This window comes from uncultured Gemmiger sp. (assembly GCA_944388105.1).
Lineage (GTDB): Bacteria > Bacillota > Clostridia > Oscillospirales > Ruminococcaceae > Gemmiger.
This window is the reverse complement of sequence record CALXHN010000007.1, coordinates 33,814-52,609: the sequence shown is the minus strand read 5'-3', so window position 1 is coordinate 52,609 and position 18,796 is coordinate 33,814. Positions and strand designations below refer to the sequence as shown.

At 59.7% G+C, this 18,796-nt stretch carries 12 protein-coding genes and 1 pseudogene; all 13 read right to left on the bottom strand.

Features of this window, described 5'->3' with window-relative positions; translation table 11 throughout:
- Positions 1-593: pseudogene (locus Q0K17_RS01775) on the bottom strand (sugar-binding protein); the annotation flags it as partial.
- Positions 594-814: 221 nt separating this feature from the next.
- Positions 815-1,801, bottom strand: coding sequence for a substrate-binding domain-containing protein (locus Q0K17_RS01770; protein ID WP_294539196.1), 987 nt, complete (start codon positions 1,799-1,801; stop codon positions 815-817).
- Positions 1,788-3,503 (bottom strand): sensor histidine kinase, encoded by a 1,716-nt coding sequence (locus Q0K17_RS01765; RefSeq protein ID WP_294539192.1) that lies wholly within the window; start codon positions 3,501-3,503, stop codon positions 1,788-1,790. Before Q0K17_RS01765 ends, Q0K17_RS01770 begins: the two co-directional genes overlap by 14 nt.
- The gene (locus tag Q0K17_RS01760; protein WP_294539190.1) at positions 3,500-5,113 is read right to left on the bottom strand and encodes a response regulator; all 1,614 of its coding nucleotides are present in this window, start codon (positions 5,111-5,113) and stop codon (positions 3,500-3,502) included. The genes Q0K17_RS01765 and Q0K17_RS01760 overlap by 4 nt, the downstream gene beginning before the upstream one ends.
- 15 nt (positions 5,114-5,128) lie before the next feature.
- Positions 5,129-6,112 (bottom strand): 3'-5' exonuclease, encoded by a 984-nt coding sequence (locus Q0K17_RS01755; RefSeq protein ID WP_294539187.1) that lies wholly within the window; start codon positions 6,110-6,112, stop codon positions 5,129-5,131.
- A gap of 2 nt (positions 6,113-6,114) precedes the next feature.
- The gene (locus tag Q0K17_RS01750; protein WP_294539184.1) at positions 6,115-6,936 is read right to left on the bottom strand and encodes a Cof-type HAD-IIB family hydrolase; all 822 of its coding nucleotides are present in this window, start codon (positions 6,934-6,936) and stop codon (positions 6,115-6,117) included.
- A 156-nt stretch (positions 6,937-7,092) separates the two neighbouring features.
- A complete protein-coding gene (locus tag Q0K17_RS01745) occupies positions 7,093-7,836 on the bottom strand; it encodes an RICIN domain-containing protein (RefSeq protein ID WP_294539181.1) in 744 nt (247 codons plus the stop codon).
- 252 nt (positions 7,837-8,088) lie between these two features.
- On the bottom strand, positions 8,089-10,014 hold the full coding sequence (locus Q0K17_RS01740) for an ABC transporter ATP-binding protein (RefSeq protein WP_294539178.1): 1,926 nt from the start codon (positions 10,012-10,014) through the stop codon (positions 8,089-8,091).
- Positions 10,014-11,771 carry an ABC transporter ATP-binding protein gene (locus Q0K17_RS01735; RefSeq protein ID WP_294539175.1) on the bottom strand — a complete coding sequence of 586 codons (1,758 nt, stop codon included), beginning with the start codon at positions 11,769-11,771 and terminating at the stop codon, positions 10,014-10,016. Before Q0K17_RS01735 ends, Q0K17_RS01740 begins: the two co-directional genes overlap by 1 nt.
- Positions 11,772-11,799: 28 nt before the next feature.
- Entirely contained in the window at positions 11,800-12,258 is a 459-nt protein-coding gene (locus Q0K17_RS01730; RefSeq protein WP_294539171.1) for a MarR family winged helix-turn-helix transcriptional regulator, read from the bottom strand.
- 257 nt (positions 12,259-12,515) lie between these two features.
- A complete protein-coding gene (locus tag Q0K17_RS01725; protein ID WP_294539168.1) occupies positions 12,516-13,451 on the bottom strand; it encodes a nucleoside hydrolase in 936 nt (311 codons plus the stop codon).
- Between the two features lie 206 nt (positions 13,452-13,657).
- A complete protein-coding gene (locus Q0K17_RS01720; RefSeq protein ID WP_294539165.1) occupies positions 13,658-17,866 on the bottom strand; it encodes an FtsX-like permease family protein in 4,209 nt (1,402 codons plus the stop codon).
- Positions 17,866-18,525: an ABC transporter ATP-binding protein gene (locus Q0K17_RS01715; protein WP_294539163.1), complete on the bottom strand. Its 660-nt coding sequence runs from the start codon at positions 18,523-18,525 to the stop codon at positions 17,866-17,868. Before Q0K17_RS01715 ends, Q0K17_RS01720 begins: the two co-directional genes overlap by 1 nt.
- Positions 18,526-18,796: the final 271 nt, after the last annotated feature.

Here is an 18,796-nt window from a genome sequence, read left to right as displayed (position 1 = left end):
GAGTTCTTCATTTCCTGAGAAGCCAGCTCACGGACGATGTAGGTCTTGCCGTTGACTTCCAGAGAGCCGTCCTTAACGGCAGTGGCGGTGCCGTCGGTGTTGGTGCCGACAGGATCGCTGTTCACAGCGCCGTCAACCTCAACGGCGGTGCCCAGAGCGCTGCGGACGCCGCGGGTACGGGCGATGGAGTCGTTGTGGCCGATATCGCCGATGGCCAGAACGTAGCCAATGATGCCGTCACCGTTCTTGTCGATGGTATCGATGTTCTTGGTGATGTAATCCAGAACCATCTGGCCCTGCAGCTCGGCGCCCTGGTTGGCGTCGAAGCCGACGTAGTAGGTGTTGTCGTTGAACTGCAGAGCAGTCATGTCCAGCTCACCGGTAGAGCTGTTGGAGGGCTGACGGTTGAACCAGACCAGAGGCTTGTCCTTGTTGGCAACTTCGCCGGAAGTGGCATCGGCGGAAGTAGCGGCCTCAGAGGTGCCGGTGGAAGTGGTGGAATCGGAAGTGGTAGTGGTGGTGTCGCCGCCGGAGCAGGCTGCCAGACTGAGTGCCATGGCCGCAGCCACGGTCAATGCAAGCGCTTTTTTCATAGTATTTCTCCTTCTAACTATGAGATTTTTTTGCGGAGCCGTTCCTCTCACGGTCCCGCCTGACAATATTTATGGTAAAGGAAAAACACCCTGTTTTCAAGGTGAAATTTCACCGAAATACAGGGTGTTTTTTTATCCCATTTGGCTGTTTTGCAAGCATTTTGTCGGCACTTTTTGTGCAGATTGTTTAACTCCGGGCCAAATGATGGAATTTTATTCCGTTAACCGAACGCAAAAAGGGCCTTTTGGCTGTCCATAGCGAAAAGATTTTTCCGATCCACGATGCGGGTGGCAGTATCCACAGTCTGGGACAGCTCAGACCCCTGTCCGCTGAGGAGTTTGTAGGCGCTTTCCACCCCCAGATAGCCCATGGCATAGGGATTCTGCACAACCAGGGCATCCACCGCTCCGGTCTGCAGATCATCCACCGTTTCCACGTTGGAGTCAAATCCGACCAGAAACACCGTATCCGAAAGGCCCAGCTCCCGCACGGCACCTGCCGCCCCCACACTGGTGGGTTCATTGAAGGCGAGCAGGACATTGATCTCCGGGTTCTGCTGCAGAAGGGTCACGGTATCCGCCTGGGCGGCGCCGGCTTCCGCCAGAGTATGCACCACCTGCACCACCTGGGCACGGCCGCTCTCTTCCAGGGCATCGCAGGCTCCCCGTTCCCGTTCCTGGCCGTTGGCACTGTTCAGACCATAATTGATGATGCCTACGTTCAGCTGCCCTTCCGTGCGCTCCAGCGCCGCCTGGGCGGCCATACGGCCGGCGGCATAGTTGTCGGTACCGATATAGGTGGCCACCGCCGTGGAATTCACATCCGAGTCAATGGCCACAATGGAAACGCCTTTCTGGGCAGCGGAATCAATGGCCACCGCGGTGTTCTCATAATCGGTGGCGGAAAAAACAATGGCTTCGGCACCATCCTGCACGGCCTGCTCCACCAGAAGATTCTGGGCGACGTAGTCTTCTTCGGATTCCGGCGCGGTGATGGTCAGATCAATGTTGTATTCCGCGGCGGCGGCCTCCGCACCCGCAAACATGGAAAGGAAAAACTGGGTCTCGCTGGATTTGACCACCAGCGCCACCTTGTGGGGGTCACCGGCGGTGGGGTCACCCATACAGCCGGACAGCGACAGGAGCAGGACGGCAGCGGCCATTCCCAGCGCCCCGACGGCGCGCAGGCGGGTGTTATTTCGTTTCATATTCACCCTCCCGTACTTGCGGCATGCGGATCTCCACACAGGTCCCCACATCCGGCTCACTCTCGATGTGCAGACCGTAGCCCTCCCCGAAATAGATGCGCAGACGGTCATTGACGTTCTTGATACCAATGCCGGTACGGTCTCCCGGTTCGCTGTGCAGGATGTGCCGGACCTGCTCTTCGTCCATTCCCACACCGTCATCCCGTACCCGGAACAGGATATCCTGGCCGTCACGGCAGACCTCCACATCAATGTGACCGGGTTCCACCATCAGGTCCAGACCGTGGGCAATGGCGTTTTCCAGGATGGGCTGCAGGGTAATTTTGTTGCACAGACAGTCCAGACAGCTTTCGTCCACTTGGAAATCATAGGAAAACTGGTTCTTGTAGCGGTATTTCTGGATCTGCAGATAGCTTTCGGCATGCTCCAGCTCCTTGCGGATGGGAATGAGTTCATGCCCCTTGCTGATGCTGATGCGGAACAGGCGTGCCAGAGCGTGCACCATATTGACGGCATCCGTATTGCGGCCCTGCTCACACATCCAGGCGATGGAATCCAGCGTATTGTACAGGAAGTGCGGGTTGATCTGAGCCTGCAGCGCCTTGAGTTCCGTTTTGCGCAGGTTGACCTCTTCTTCCCGGACAGTGGCCATCAGATGCTGGATGCGGTGCACCATGTGGCCGAAGGAATCGGAAAGCTCTTCCACTTCCCGGGTACCGGCCACCGGCTCATAGGCAAAGTGGTCCGCGTCCTGCTCGAACCGTTCCATGGCGGAAGCCAGCGCCGCCAGCGGCCGGGACAGGATGCGGGAAAGCAGCCAGCCGGCCCCCAGCACCACAGCCAATACCGTGACCACCACGGCCAGACAGATGCGCAGCATGGCCTGCACGCTCAGGTCCACCAGCTCATCCACATAGCTGACGCCCACCACCCGCCAGGTGCTGTTCTCAATGCCGGTGATGGAATAGATCACCGTTTTTTCCGCCCAGGTTCCGTCCCCCAGTTCAGCCAGGTGGGCGGTATCCTCGCTTTTCAGACCGGAATAGATCAGCTGCTGCTGGGGATGGTATACGATGGTTCCTTCCTCATCCATCAGGAAGCAATAGCCGTGGGCACCGATGCCTACGCTGGAAATATACTCCGAGATGGTGGAAAAGCTGATGTCCAGGGACACCCATGCCGCCTGTTCCTCCCCTTCCAGGCGGGCTGCTATGGTCACCACCCAGGGATAATATCCTTCAAAGATGGTTTCCACATGGGGTGGTGTAACATAGCTGTCCGACACAGCCGCACTCTGCGCATCAAAGGAGAGGTTCTGCAGGATCTCGGTGCGGGGCTCATGGCCCAGCGCCCAGCAATCCACCAGGGTCCCGTCCTCGGTATAGGTGGTGACCGCCACCACATCCGAGCGTACCCGAAGAAGGTCGCGCAGGAATTCATCCCGCTCGGCCCCCTCATATTCCATGGAGGTCTGGACCAGGTCCATGACCTCATTCATATCCCGCACATACCGTGCCACCGTGACCGCAGCCTGGGTGCAGGCCTGCGCACTGGTGGTCCTGGCGCTCTGGACCATACCGGCCCGGTACTGGGCAATAAAAATGGTGCTGACAGCGCCCAGCACCACGGCGGTGACCCCGGCCACCATCCCCACCAGCATGGTCAGCAGACGGGGACGGCGGGGATGGCGCAGGGCGGTCATTGCTTCGCCCCCTGCTGCCGGCGCAGGGCATTGGGAGAAGTCCCGCAGTATTTCTTGAAGCAGTAGCTGAAATAGTGCTGGTCGGTATACCCGCACCGGGCAGCGATCTGCTGGATCTTCAGCGACGTGGTCATAAGCAGCTCCCGGGCTGCATCCATCCGCTTGCCGATGAGGATGTTGATGAAGGTCTCCCCTGCATACTTCTTGATGCAGGCACTGAGATGGTTGGGGCTCACATCCAGCATGGCACTGAGGGATACCAGGGACAGATCCTTATCCATATAATGTTCGTCGATGGCGGCCAGGGCCTTCTGGCACAGAAGGCTGCCGCCTTTTTTCTGTTGGGTGCTGAGCTGGTCCATGGCTCCCAGGCACAGGTCCTGCAGGGCCTGCCGCAGCTCTCCGGCGTTACGGTAGTGGAAAGACAGGTCCGGCAGAAGTCCCCGGCGGTCCAGTTCATTCAGCGCTTCCGGTCCGGCACCGGCTTCCAGGACCCGGTACACTTCCGCCATGAGCTGGATAGCCACCGCATCCAGCCAGGGGCCGGTACTTTCCCCCGGCTGCTGGCTGCACATGCGGGACAGACCAGCACACAATGCATCCCGGTCTCCGGCACGGAAAGCCGCCTTCACCTCTTCCAGGCAGGCGGTGACCGCCTCTACGGCTGCGGGCGTGCCCCGGTGAACGTCGGTGATAAACTGGACGCCGCCTTCCTCCGACGGCGTAAAGCCGGCGGCCTCAACAGCTTCCCGATAGGCCGCATGCAGCCCGCCCAGACGGTCGGTGCGGCGGCTGACCCCCACACTTCCCCGCCGGCCCAGCACACGGTGGGCTGTCTGGAGGATCTCTTCCGCCAGGATATGCAGATACTCTTCAAAGTCCGAAGCATTGCCCATGAGCACCGCCACCACCCGGCCGGGGCTGCAGAACACCGCATGGCGCAGATACTTGCCGGCCAGCGTCTCGATCACATGTACAAAGGTGGGCAGGGTGCAGTTGTTGCCCTGTTCATCATACAGCGAGGTGGTCAGCACCACATACTGCGGGTGATCATCTGCCCCGCGCAGCAGCCCGCACCGGCAGGCGTCCGCCCGCAGATGAAATTCCGTATCATGAGCAGGCAGCTCGGCATGGCCATCCAGTACCAGAGGGACCAGGAACTCATCCCGGCCGGTCTGGGCCGCCGCCGCGTTCAGCTGCTGCTGAAAAGCGGCAAACTGACGGTCGATCTTTTCGTGGATCCCCCGCAGTTCCGTTGCCAGACCTTCCATGGTCAGGGGCTTGAGCATATAGCTGATGATGTTGTACTGGATGGCCTGTTTGGCGTATTCAAAATCGTCGTATCCGCTCAAAAAGGCAATGTGCATGGCCGGACGGATCTCCCGCACCTGACGGGCCAGCTCAATGCCCGAAATAAAGGGCATGCGGATATCGGTGAGCAGCAGATCCGGTTCCAGCTTTTCCACCAGTTCCAGGGCGTCCAGACCGTTGCTGGCGTTGCCCACCAGATGAAATCCCAGTTCCTCCCAGGGGATCATGGTGCAGACAGCCTGACGAAGTTCGTCCTCGTCGTCCGCCACCACAACGGTATAGATGGTTTGGTCAGCCATGAGAGCTTCTCTCCTTTATTGGTCTTCCAGCGCTTCGGCCCGGGCCTTTTCCGCCTTGCGGCGCATCCGTTCCCGCTGGGCGGCTTCCTGCCGTTTCCAGCGTTCGTAGGTATCGGGACTGATGGCCTCGGTGCAGCGGGCAAAATTCCAGTGCAGACCGTCCCGGCGAGACAGCTTGAACCGCACGAACCAGGAGCCGTGCTGCGGACAGACACCCTCGGTATAATAGCCGGTATTGCCGCGCTTGAGCCAGATGTCTCCCAGAGTCAGGGCGGCTCCGCACTCCGGACAGGTCACCCGGCACAAGGCGGGGTCCGTTTTGTAGGCGTCATGCTCCATCAGGCCGAACCAGGTCTGTACATCCCGGTAATCGGCGTCCGGATCGGTGAGAAGCGCTTCGATCAGCTGGGCCTCCTCGTCGGGATAGGCGGCCAAGCCTTCCGCCAGAGGCAGTTTGCGGCAGACCTTGACGGTATACAGGGCATCATCCAGAGCGTTGTGGAAGGGGTCCTGCTTTTCAATTCCCAGCCGGTCCACCACACTCTCCAGGGTCATACCCTCCCCTTCCTTGCGGGGATAGGCCTGCAGGAAGATCCGCTGCAGATCATACCAGCGGGTGGGCCAGCTTTCGTCCAGCCCGCACAGGAACAGGTTCTGCTTGAGGACCGGCACATCATCCAGGCCCCATTCCGCAAATTCGGCATCCGGTCCGGCCCACTTCACAAATCGTGCCAGACCTTCAGCGATGGGAACGCCCGCATCCAGGTCTCCCTGGCTCATGCCGGTGACCTTGGCAATGTGACGCTGCAGCTTGCGGAAAATCCGCGGACGTAGGGTGATCTCAAAAGTATCCAGGACTTCCCCGCTCTCGCTGATGCGCACAGCGCCGATCTGGATGATCTCTCCCCGCAGGGTGAGTTCAGTATCATGGTACCGGAAGGTCTTGGGCTGATACCCGATGTTCCATTCCAGATCGAATACAATCAGATTTCTGCCCACGTTCACACCTCCTGTCCCAGAATAAAGCGTTCCACCGCCACGCCCACGCCATCATGGTCGTTGTCGGTGCTGACAAAGCCGGCCGCCGCCTTTACCGGCGGCACCGCATTGCCCATGGCCACGCCCAGACCGGCAAACTTGATCATGGGCAGGTCGTTCCAGCCATCGCCGCAGGCCATGAGTTCGGCGGGGGTCAGGCCCAGCGTCTGGAGCAGCACGCTCAGAGATGCCGCTTTCTCCACACCCAAGGGCATGGTTTCGATAAAGAAGGGAGCGGAGCGGTAGATGGACAGTTTGCCTGCAAATTCCTGCTGCATCAGCTCTTCCACATGGGGCATATCCACCGGGTCCCCCACCAGCAGCAGCTTGTTGACGGGATAGGTCACTTCGGCAGGCAGGTCGGGCACCTGACGCACCGGCAGCTTGTTGATGCGGGCCTCTTCCAGCACATAGGGGTGGTCGGGCACCTCGGTGACGATTCCCTCGTTGTCGTAGGTCAGGGGCACCACGTTCCAGTAACGTGCGAAGGTGCACACTGTGGGGATGAGCTCCGCGGGAAAGGGATGCTGGACCATCTCCTGGCCGGTGGCGCACTCGATGATCTTGCCGCCATTATAGCTGAGGATATAGCCGCCGGTCTGTTCCAGCCCCAGTTCCCTGGCCAGCGGACGGATGCCCGCGGTGGGACGGCCGCTGGCCAGCACAATGCGGACACCCTGTTCCGCAGCCTGGTGCAGGGCAGCCTTGGTGCGCGGGGTCACGATCTTGTCACTGTTGGTCAGGGTTCCATCCAGATCCAGGGCCAAAACTTTATATTGCGTCATGTTTGCAGCTCCTTGCCGGTTTTGTTTTTTTAACATTGTACCCCAAAGCCCCGTATTGCGCAAGGGCAGGCCCGCTGCGGCGCCGGATGCAGAGCACAAAAAGGCACCCCGGCCGGTACACGGACGGGGTGCCTTGCAGCAACATATTGGAAAAAATTACTTGCCGGCCTTGGTGGTCTTCTTGGCAGCCGGCTTCTTGGCGGCGGGAGCCTTCTTTTCGGCAGGCTTCTCGGCAGCCTTGGGCGCAGCGGCCTTCTTGGCGGCGGGCTTGGTCTCGGCAGCAGCCTTCACCTCAGCGGCGGGCTTGGCTTCGGCCTTGGGAGCGGCAGCCTTCTTGGCGGGAGCTTTCTTGGCCGGGGCCTTCTCGGCAGCGGGCTTGGTTTCGGCAACAGCCTCTTCCTTGGCCTTGGCGGCAGCCTTGACAGCCTTGGGCTTGCGGGTGACTTCGGAGATGACCCAATGCTGGTTGTCACCGTTCACATCGGCCCAGATCTGCAGGCCGGCGCCGTTTTCGCTGTTCATGCCCACCACGTCCAGACACTTGCCGGAAACGTTGGACTTGATCTTGACGCGGCCATCATTGCCGGCCTCCACCACCCACAGCTGGCTGCTGGCGGGAGCGCCTTCCCACTGATGGACAGCGGTGCCGTCGCCGATGCCGCCCTGGTACAGGTCCAGCATCTTGCCGGTGAAGCGGTTCTTGATGCGGTAGACACCTTCGCCAGCGCGGACGAAGCCCCACTGCTGCCACTCGGCATTGGCGTTGTCCCACAGCTGGATGCGGGCGCCGTTGTCGGTGTTGTAATCGGCGACTTCCACGACCTTGCCGTTGGCGGCGCTGATGGTATAGAACTTGTCTTCCTTGATCACGGTCTGAGCGACCTTCTTGCTGACTGCCATGTTGATACCCCTCCTGTTAGGTTTTTCGTATAATTTTCTTGATTCACGCATTGGCAGGCCGCTGTCCTGCGCACATCAAAATTGTTGCGCTTTTTGTCCCTCTGACAGCGGCAAACGGAACTGCATTCGCCGTCCCTATGTGGTTATTATAGCCATTTTTTTCCATAACGTCAAGTTTTTGGCGCTCTAACGGCAAGTTGTACAAAAATTGCCGGAATGTCCAGCGACATCCCGGCAATATTTCGGAATTTGTTAGGAATTTTCCGCAAAATTACCGGTATAAAGCCGATAATAGCGGCCCTTCTGCTCGATCAGTTCGTCGTGGGTACCGCGTTCAATGATGCGGCCCTGCTCCAGAACCATGATGCAGTCGGAGTTGCGCACGGTGGACAGGCGGTGGGCGATGACAAAGGTGGTGCGCCCGTACATCAGACCGTCCATGCCCTGCTGCACCAGCGTCTCGGTGCGGGTATCAATGGAGGAAGTGGCTTCGTCCAGGATCAGAACCGGCGGGTCGGCCACGGCGGCACGGGCGATGGCCAGCAGCTGGCGCTGGCCCTGGCTCAGATTGGTGCCGTCGCCGGTGAGCATGGTATCAAACCCGTTGGGCAGATGGCGGATGAACAGCTCGGCGTTGGCCAGACGGGCCGCAGCACGGCATTCTTCATCCGAAGCATCCAGACGACCGTAACGGATGTTCTCCATGACCGTGCCGGTGAACAGGTGGGTATCCTGCAGCACGATGCCCAGGGAGGAACGCAGGTCGTCCTTGCGGATGGAAGTAATATCCAGACCGTCGTAGAGGATCTGGCCCTTCTGGATATCGTAGAAGCGGTTGATCAGGTTGGTGATGGTGGTCTTGCCGGCACCGGTGGAACCGACAAACGCAATCTTCTGGCCCGGACGGCCATAGAGGTTGATGTCGTGCAGGACGATCTTTTCGGGCACATAGCCGAAGTCCACGTCCTTGAAGACGATATCGCCCTTGAGCTCCACATACTTGTTGGTGCCGTCCTTCTGGGGGACCTTCCAGGCCCACAGACCGGTGCGGGTCTGGGCTTCGGTGACGGAGTCGTCCGCCAGACGCTTGGCGTTGACCAGAGTGATATTGCCCTCGTCCACCTCGGAGGGTTCGTCCAGCAGGTCAAAGATACGCTGACCGCCGGCCAGAGCCATGACGATGGAGTTGAACTGCATGGACACCTGGTTGATGGGCATGTTGAAGCTGCGGTTGAAGGTCAGGAAGCTGGCCAGTTTGCCCAGGGTCAGACCGGTGGCACCGGACAGAGCCAGGGCGCCGCCGATGATGGCGCACAGAACATAGCTCAGGTTGCCCAGCTGGCCGTTGAAGGGCATGGCCACCAGGGAGTAGGTGTTGGCCTTGTTGGCGCTCTCGAACAGTTCGTCGTTGAGGATGTTGAAGTCCTCAATGGCCTTTTCCTCATGGCAGAAGACCTTGACGACCTTCTGGCCGTTCATCATCTCTTCGATGAAGCCGTTGACCTTGCCCAGTTCCCGCTGCTGGGCCACAAAGTAGCGGCCGGAATTGCCGGTGAGGTAGCGGGTGACCAGCAGCATGACGCCCACCATGACCAGGGTGACCAGGGTCAGGGGGATGCTGAGGAAGATCATGGAGAAGAGCACGCCGATGATGGTGATGCCGCTGTTGAGCATCTGGGGGATGCTCTGGCTGATCATCTGGCGCAGGGTATCAATATCGTTGGTGTACACCGACATGATATCGCCGTGGGCGTGGGTATCGAAATACTTGATGGGCAGGGTCTGCATGTGGGTGAACAGTTCGTCACGCAGCTTTTTCAGAGTGCCCTGGGTGATGATGGCCATCAGACGGGTCTGGGTGAAGGTAGCCGCCACGCCGATGGCGTAGAAGCAGCCGGTGCGCAGGATGGCGAACAGCAGACCGGAGAAGTCGTTGCTCTTTTCGGTGAGCAGGGGCAGGATGTAGGAATCAATCAGGGTCTGCATGAACAAAGTACCCTGAATGTTGGCCAGCACCGAGATCACGATGCAGGCAATGGCGATGAGGTACGGCACACGATACACATGCAGCACATACCCCATGATCCGCTTGAGGATCTTGCCGGGGTTCTTTACCTTGGGGCGGGGACCATGGGCGCCACGGCCCGCATGGACAACCTTTACGCGTTCCTGTGCCATTATTCCTCGCCTCCCTTCTCGTCAAAGTCGCCGCCGCCCTTGGTCTGGCTGCGGTAGACCTCCTGGTAGATCTTGTTGGTTTCCAGCAGTTCCTGCGGGGTGCCCCATCCCTGGATACGGCCGCCGTCCAGAACCAGAACATGGTCGGCGTGTTCAATGCTGGAGATACGCTGGGCAATGATGAACACGGTGGTGCCGGGGATCTTTTCCGCAAAGCTGTGCCGGATCTTGGCATCGGTGGCGGTATCCACGGCGGAAGTGGAGTCGTCCAGGATCAGGATCTTGGGCTTCTTCAGCAGAGCGCGGGCAATGCACAGACGCTGCTTCTGGCCGCCGGACACATTGGTGCCGCCCTGCTCGATGTGGGTCTCATACTTGTCGGGGAAGCGCTCGATGAATTCATCGGCGCAGGCCTGACGGCAGGCTTCGGCGATCTCCTCGTCGGTGGCATTGGCGTTGCCCCAGCGCAGGTTCTCGGCAATGGTGCCGGAGAACAGCTCATTCTTCTGCAGCACCATGGCCACACTGTCACGCAGGGTTTCCAGGTCGTACTTGCGCACGTCCACACCGCCCACGCGCACGGTGCCGGCGCTGACATCATACAGACGGGGCAGCAGCTGGACCAGACTGGTCTTGGCGCTGCCGGTGCCGCCGATGATGCCCACAGTCTCGCCGGAACGGATGTTCAGGTCGATGTCGGACAGAACTTCCCGTCCGTCCCGCTTGTAGCGGAAGCCCACATGCTCGAACTGCACAGCGCCATTCTTGACTTCCATGACGGGGTTCTCGGGGTTGGTCAGGTCGGACTTTTCGCTCAGGACCTCGGCCACACGGCGGGCGGAAGCGGCGGACATGGTGATCATGACGAAGACCATGGACAGCATCATCAGGCTCATGAGGATGTTCATGCAGTAGGTCAGCATGCTCATGAGTTCGCCGGTGGTCAGGGCGGTAGCACCGCTGGACACGATCATCCGGGCGCCCAGCCAGGAGATGACCAGAATGCAGGTGTACACGGTGAACTGCATCAGGGGTGCGTTCCAGGACAGGATCATTTCCGCGCGCAGCAGCAGCTTCTGGACATTGCCGCTGGCTTTCTGGAACTTTTCACCCTCGAACTTTTCCCGCACATATGCCTTGACCACGCGGATGGCCGAGACATTTTCCTGCACGCTCTCGTTCAGGTCGTCGTACTTGCGGAAGGCTTCGCCGAAATAGCGGGTGGCGCGGGTCATGATGAAGATCAGCGCGGCCCCCAGCAGGATAACGGCCACCAGATAGACGCTGGCCAGTTCCCGGTTGATGGCAAAGGACATGACCATGGCGATGACCATGCTGGCCGGGGCGCGCACGAACATGCGCAGGATCATCTGGTAGGCGTTCTGGATGTTGGTGACGTCGGTGGTCATACGGGTGACCAGACCGGCGGTGGAGTACTTGTCGATGTTGGAAAAGCTGAAGGTCTGGATATTGCGGTACATGGACCGGCGCAGGTTGCGGGCGAAGCCGGTGGCGGCACGGGAGCCGAACACCGCGCCCAGCACGCCGAAGACCAGACCGATGATGGCGGCCACGATCATCCAGCCACCCACCCGGTAGATGTGCTCCATGTTGCCGGCGGTGACGCCGTCGTCAATGATGGAAGCCATCAGGCGCGGTACGATCATTTCCATGACGACTTCGCCGATCATGCACACCGGTGTGAGCACCGAGACCAGCTTGAAGCCATCGATCTCTTTGTACAGTGTCTTAAACATAGTGTGTGTACTTTCTCCTATTCCTTTCTTATTCGATATGCGGATCGGTCTGCACAGCTTTGGCGTTGCACAGCAGCTTGTCCAGAACCGTTTCCAGACTGGTCAGTTCCGATTCGGTCACGCCCTGCTGCAGCCGCGCCTCAAACGCATTGATGCAGCGTTCCAGCTGATCGTAGCAGGCCAGACCTTTCTCGGTGGCAGCCAGACTTTTCAGGCGCGCATCCTGTTCCACCGCCGTGCGGGTGATGAAGCCGGCGCTCTCGATGCCCTTGAGCATGGTGGTGATGCTGGAACGCTGCACCCGGAAACAATGTTCCAGGTCCCGCTGGTACACCGGCCGCCCCGAACGGGTGGTACGGACAATGTACCCCAGAACCATCCCCCGCATGCCGGTCAGCTCCTGGCTGACCGTCTCACCGATGCAAGCGTCCAGGGCCCGGTTGATCTGGTGGGATGTGTGGGTCAGCGCCCGACCCACCCGCCGCATATCAGGGTCTGCGGTCCGTTTTTCCTGCGTGAGAATCACCTCTCTTGGCGGCCGTCATTTCGTGCCGCGGAAATTGTTCATGTTCCAACTGTTTGATTGCGTACAGTCTGTCATTATACTCAAAGTCGGCCCGCCTGTCAATGACTCCCGGGCAAAAATCACATTTCCTGCACATTTTGTCTGCCTTCCCTCTTTCTGCCCCAAAAGCAGCGCCCCTGCCTCCGAAGGACGGAGGACAGGGGCACCGATGGCATGATTCATGGATGGGTCTGACAGGAAGCCTGATTTCGGGAAAACAAAGCCAGTTTGGCATACAGATCTTCCAGGATAAACCGGTTGTCCACCCGGTTGTATACGCGGATTTTGCGGGAAAGACCGGTGTGGAGATACCGGCCATCCGCCGTGATCTGCGGTGCCGGCACACAATCATAATCATACCGGTGCCCGTACAGCAGCAGCCCCACGGCGGGGTTATCGCCCAGTACCCAGGCCTCCCCTGCCCGGAAAGGACTGGTTCTTGGCCCCGGTTCATGGCTGTGCGCTTCCAGCTGGTCACAGAGATAGGCACCGATCTTGCCGCAGGGCCGGACCCGGTATTCCAGTTCAGCCAGCGAGACTGTCATCATCTGATAAACATCCTGCGGCACCTGCCACAGCTCCATATTGCTGGCAAAAACCACCCGCGCCGCCGTGATGTCATTTCCCAGGTTGTATTCCGGACCTCCATCCGGATACCGGCCGCCGCCGATCCATATGGCACACAAGCGTCCGGCGATCCGGGGTTCCATCAGGTAAGCCGAAGCCAGATCCGTGAGCGGCCCCAGAAAGAGCACATACAAGGGCCTGGGATCTGCCTTCATCGCCTCCCGCACGATCAGACGGGCCCCTTCCGATTCCACCGGCAGGTCGTCCCGTTCCATTGCATGGGGCGCACCCTTGTACAGCATATCCCGGGAAGGCAGGTCCATCTTTTCAAAAATGGTCTGCAGTTCCCGGTAGCTCCGCTCCATGGAATCCGGAACCCGGTCGGTGCCGAAATGGGCCGCAATCAAACCCACATTTTCAAACTTGGGGCTCAGGAGCGCCTGAACGATGGCAAATTGGTCATCCGCCTCATTCTTGGCATCGGTATCTGTGATGACCCGGACCATTTTTTCCTGCGGCACCGAAAATTGATACTGATGGTAATTCATGATATCCGTCCGCCTTTCCTGTCTGTCAGACCGGTCCTCGCTTTGGGGACCGGTCCGCCTGTCCCGGTACCGGTTTTGTTTCCCGGGAAACGCCTTTTCTTCATCATACTTTGCTTGTCCCGTCCCGTCAATCCGCCATTGGCCAAATAAAAATCCGGGTGACCAACCCCCGGCAGGGTACGGTTCACCCGGAAAAGAAACAACCATTATTCGGGGGCTTTCATGCTCTCCACCATGGAGATCTGTTTGAGTTTGCGCCCCATGACCAGATTCACGAACAGGCTGAACAGGAAGGTCAGTGCCAGAGCATACACGAAGCTCATGGGCTGGATATCCCGCCCGAACATGACCGCGTCCACCTCCACGGTAAGGATGACGAACTTGTGCAGCGCCACGCCGCCTACCAGCCCGAAGAGGGCCCCGATCAGGGTGAGGATGACGCTTTCCCGGTTGACGTAGGCATCCACCTCCCGGTCATAGAAGCCCAGCACCTTGATGGTGGCGATCTCCTTGACACGTTCGGCAATGTTGATGTTGGTCAGGTTGTACAGCACCACAAAGGCCAGACAGGCGGCACAGACAATGATCAGCACCACCACGGCGTCGATGGATTCCAGCATGTTGAGCACCATGGCCATGCTGTCGGCAGTAAAGTTCAGGCTGGCCACTTCATCCATGGCCAGCAGGCTGGCAGATACCGCGTCCCGCCCCTGCTGGGAGGCATCGGTCAGCTGGCTCATGATGGCATTCCAGTCCGGTTCATGGCCGAAGCCCTTTTCGTAGCTTTCGGCACTCATGTACACATAATTATATACATAATGCTCGCACACGCCGGTGACAGTGAACTGAGCCTGGTTGCCGTCGGCATCTTCCAGGGTGACCGTATCCCCCGGCTTCACGTCCAGGGTACCGGCCAGCTTTTCGGTCAGGACCACACCTTCCTGCCCCAGCGGCGTGGGATTTTTGGTCTGGCGGTTGTGCAGGTCCGCAAAATCGGCAAAACGGTCCACGTCCTCCGGTACCATATAATAGTAGTCCACGGTGCTGCCGTCCTCCAGTTCCTGTTCCACCTGCTGGGTGAAGACGGTGAGGGAGGATTTTACGGCGTCGTCATGATAGAGGTACTCGTAGGCAGGGCCTTCCCGGGTATATTCGGCGTCGGTGACGGCGGTGAGCAGGTCATAGTGGTAAACCTCCCCGAACTGTTTGGTGACAATGCTGTTCAGGGAATCCGAAATGCCGAAACCGGTGACCAGCAGGGCCGTGCAGCCCGCCACCCCGATGACGGTCATCCAGAAGCGCTTTTTATAGCGCAGCAGATTACGGCAGGTGACCTTGTAGGTAAAGGGCAGGCGCCGCCACAGGAAGGTGATCCGTTCCAGCAGGATGCGCTTGCCGGCCTTGGGGGCCCGGGGCCGCATGAGGGCGGCTGGGTATTCGTGCAAGGTGGCACGGCAGGCCGACCAGGTGGCCGCCATGGCGATGGCGATGAGGGAACCGCCGGCCAGCAGGCCCACGTCCCACCGCCAGGGGGACAGGAAGGCCGGAGCGTAGTACATCATCTGATAGGCAGTCCAGATGACCCGCGGGAAGCCGAAGAATCCCAGCACCAGCCCGAACACCGCCCCGGTCGCGGCAGCCGTGAGGGCGTAGAGCAGGTATTTCTGCATGATGGCACCGCTGGTGTAGCCCAAAGCTTTCATGGTGCCGATCTGAAGCCGTTCTTCTTCCACCATGCGGGTCATGGTGGTGGAGACCACCAGCGCCGCCACCAGGAAGAAGAACACCGGGAACACCTTGGCCAGGGCAGCCAGTTTTGTGGAGTTGGAATCAAAGGAGGCATAGCTGACGTTGCGGCCGCGGTCCCAGACGTACCATTCCCCTTCCTCAATGTCATTGAGTTGGGCTTCGGCGTCCTCGATCTCCGCCCGGGCGTCGGCCAGCTTCTGGTCCGCTTCCGCTTTGGCATCGGCGTATTCGATCTCGCCGTCCCGCAGCTCCTGGGTCTTTTCGGCAATGGTCTGTCGGGCGTCCTCCAGCTCGGCTTTGGCGTCGGCTAGAGTGGCACGGGCATCCTCGATCTCCCGGCGGGCATCGTCCAGCTCCATCTGCTTGTCGATGAGCAGGTCCCAGCCTTCGTCCAGGGTGGTCTTGGCAGAACGCAGCTGGTTGATGCCGTCATACAGTTCTGTCCCCTGGACTTCGTACTGGGCCCAGCCCGCATCCAGCTGTGCTTTGCCGTCGATGAGGGTCTGCTCATTGGCTTCCAGCTGGGCGCGGCCTTCCGCCAGCTGGGCGGCGCCGGCATTGTACTGGGCCCAGCCGTCGTCCAGCTGTGCCTTGACGGCGGCCACGTTCTCATCCGAGATCAGGGCGTAGGCTTCATCCTCGGTCAGTTCCTGCCCCTGCTGCTGATAGGTCAGGATGAGAAGCTGAATACCGGCGTCGATTTCCTTCTTACCCTCAATAAGCTTTTGGGCGCCCTCCACCAGGGACAGATTTCCTGTGTCCTGCTGGCCGGGATCAGGATTTTCCCGCACCGAGCGGGAAGCGTCTTCCGTGGTTTCGGTGGCGGCGAACGTCGGTTGGGACGCAGACAGCGCATTGCCGTCCGCTTCCGCCACAGAGGGTGTTTGTTCCGCAGGGTCTTCCGCTGCCGCGTCGGTTCCGGTTTCGGAAGTGTGGGACGGTTCCTGCGGTGCAGGATCATCCGCAGCATTTTCTTCCGTGGGGGTCTCTGCGGTATCAGCGGGGTCTTTTTCGTCGGATTCCGGGGCGGCCGCTGCGTTCTGTTCCCCGGCGTTTTCCTCATCGGCAGCGGAAGGCTCTTCCGTCACCGTTTCCGCCGGTTCCGGCCGCTCCGGCTCCTCTGTTTCGGGTTCAGGCACAACTTCCTCGCCCGGGTCTGTGGGCGGCACCAGGCTTCCGGTTAGCTTGTTCACGATGTACAGCATCATCTGGGTATCATCCGCCGGCCACTGGTCCTCCTCCAATTGGGACAGGTCCAGCAGAATGTCCTCCATCTGATCCGTAGTGACGGTAAGGGGATACGGCAGTATGGCGGCATACTGTTCCAGGGCATAGTTCACCCCATCGGTATACTGCTGCAGGCCTTCCTCGTACGCATTCAGACCCTGATTGAACTCAGCCAGCTGCTCATACTGGGCCTGGGCGGTGTCCAGCTTGGTCTTGTTTTCGGCCAGGGCCGCTTCCCCGGCTTCGATCTGGGCCAAAGCCGCGTCATAGGCCGCCTTGCCTTCCTCATACTGCCGCTGGGCTTCCTCCAGCTGCTTTTTGCCTTCGGCCAGGGCAGTCTCGCCGTCCTTGGCCTTCTGCCAGTTTTCCTGCCACTGTGCCTGACCGCTGATCAGTTCCGCCATGCCGGCGTTCAGGGCGGCTTCGCCGTCCTTGAGTTGCTGCTCATAGTCGGCCAGTTCGGCCAGACCATCCTGATAGTCCCGCTCGCCGTCGGCCACTTCCTGTTCCCCGTCGGCCAGAGCCTGCCGGCCGTCTTCCAGTTCCCGGGCGGCATCGGACAGTTCTTCATCCGCCTCGGCAGCGGCATCGTTGTACTCGTCCCAGGCGTCGTCGATCTCCTGTTGGGCGTCGGACTTGACCTCCTGCAGGCGGGCTTCACACCGGGCGCCGGCAATCTCTTCCGCCTCGTCGCTGACTGACTGGACCGCCTTTTCATACGCATCTCCCATGCTGTTCATGGCAAGGGCGTCGTCCACGGTCAGATAGATCTCGGTATAGCTTTCATAGGCGAAATCCTGGGGCAGTATGTAGAAGATGGTTTCCACCGCGCCGCTGCCCACACTGGCGGGTTCCCGTTCAAAAGAGAAGTAGGTGGCGTCATGGACCACCCCCACCACCGTGTACTCGGTGGTGGCAAGGGTATCTTCCAGGTCCTCGTTGTCGTTGGCGGGCACCTGGATGGTGTCCCCGATGTCCAGTCCCCGGGTCAGGTCCCCGGCCCCGGCTTCCACCACACACTCGCCGGAGGCCTGGGGCCAGCGGCCCTGTTCCAGTACCAGCCGGTTGATGACCGAAGCGCCTTCCGGGTTGCCGTCGGCGTCGGTGGGCAGGCTGTGCACCCGGGCTACCGCCTGGTCGGATTCGGGGGTTTTGACCAGCACATCCGCCGACCAGGCGCCCCGGACATCCTGCACGCCATCAAGCTGTTCCAGGGCCTGCACATCGGCATCGGTCAGTCCCAGGGTCCCGATGATGCGCAGGTCATACAGGTTGGCATCATCCAGATACCGTTCCACCGAGTCCCGCATATCGGGCGTGGTGGACACAAGGCCGGCCAGAAAGCCGACCCCCAGGGCCACAATGGAAAAGATGGCCAGAAAACGGCTGCGTGTGCTGGCCAGTGTGCGGCGTATATTTTTTTGGTACGTCCTGTTCATTACCACTCGATCCTTTCGACCGGGGTCGGCGACGGGTTGCACTGCATGTCAATGACATGGCCGCTGTTGATGCGGATGACCCGGTCCGCCATGGCGGCCAAAGCGCTGTTGTGGGTGATGACGATGACGGTACGGCCTTTCTGGCGGCAGGTATCCTGCAGAAGGGCCAGGACCTGCTTGCCGGTTTTGTAGTCCAGGGCGCCCGTGGGCTCATCACACAAAAGAATCTTGGGATTTTTGGCCAGGGCCCGGGCGATGGACACCCGCTGCTGTTCGCCGCCGGAAAGCTGCGCCGGAAAATTGTTGCGCCGCTGCAAAAGGCCCACTTCCTCCAGCACCAGATCCGCATCCAGCGGGTCACGGCAGATCTCAGAGGCAAGTTCCACATTTTCCCGGGCGGTCAGGTTCTGTACCAGATTGTAAAACTGAAACACAAAGCCCACGTCATAACGGCGGTACTGGGTCAGGCGTTTCTGGTCAAAAGCACTGACTTCCTCCCCATCCAGGAGGATGGTGCCTTCGTCACAGGTATCCATACCGCCGAGCATGTTGAGCACGGTGGTCTTGCCCGCGCCCGAAGGGCCCAGGATGACGCAGAACTCCCCTTTTTCGATCTCAAAGGTCACGTGGTCGGCCGCGGCGATGCGCGTATCGCCCATCTGATAATATTTACAGACGTCTTTGAATTGTACAAACGACTGCTTGGACATGTGCGGCTCCTTTTTCTGTGTTGCATACTGCTTGAACATGTGTTTAGTATAGCACGAAATTGCAAACAAACAATAAACAAAGATTGAAAAAAGGTGGGAAATTGCACAAAAGACCAGTCTGTTGTCCCTTTTTGAGAGAGGGTGACGAAGCTGTCCGGCCATGTGAAAAAACACAAAAAAGCAGGCAGCTGCCGGGGCCGGGAAGGCCCTGCGGAAGCTG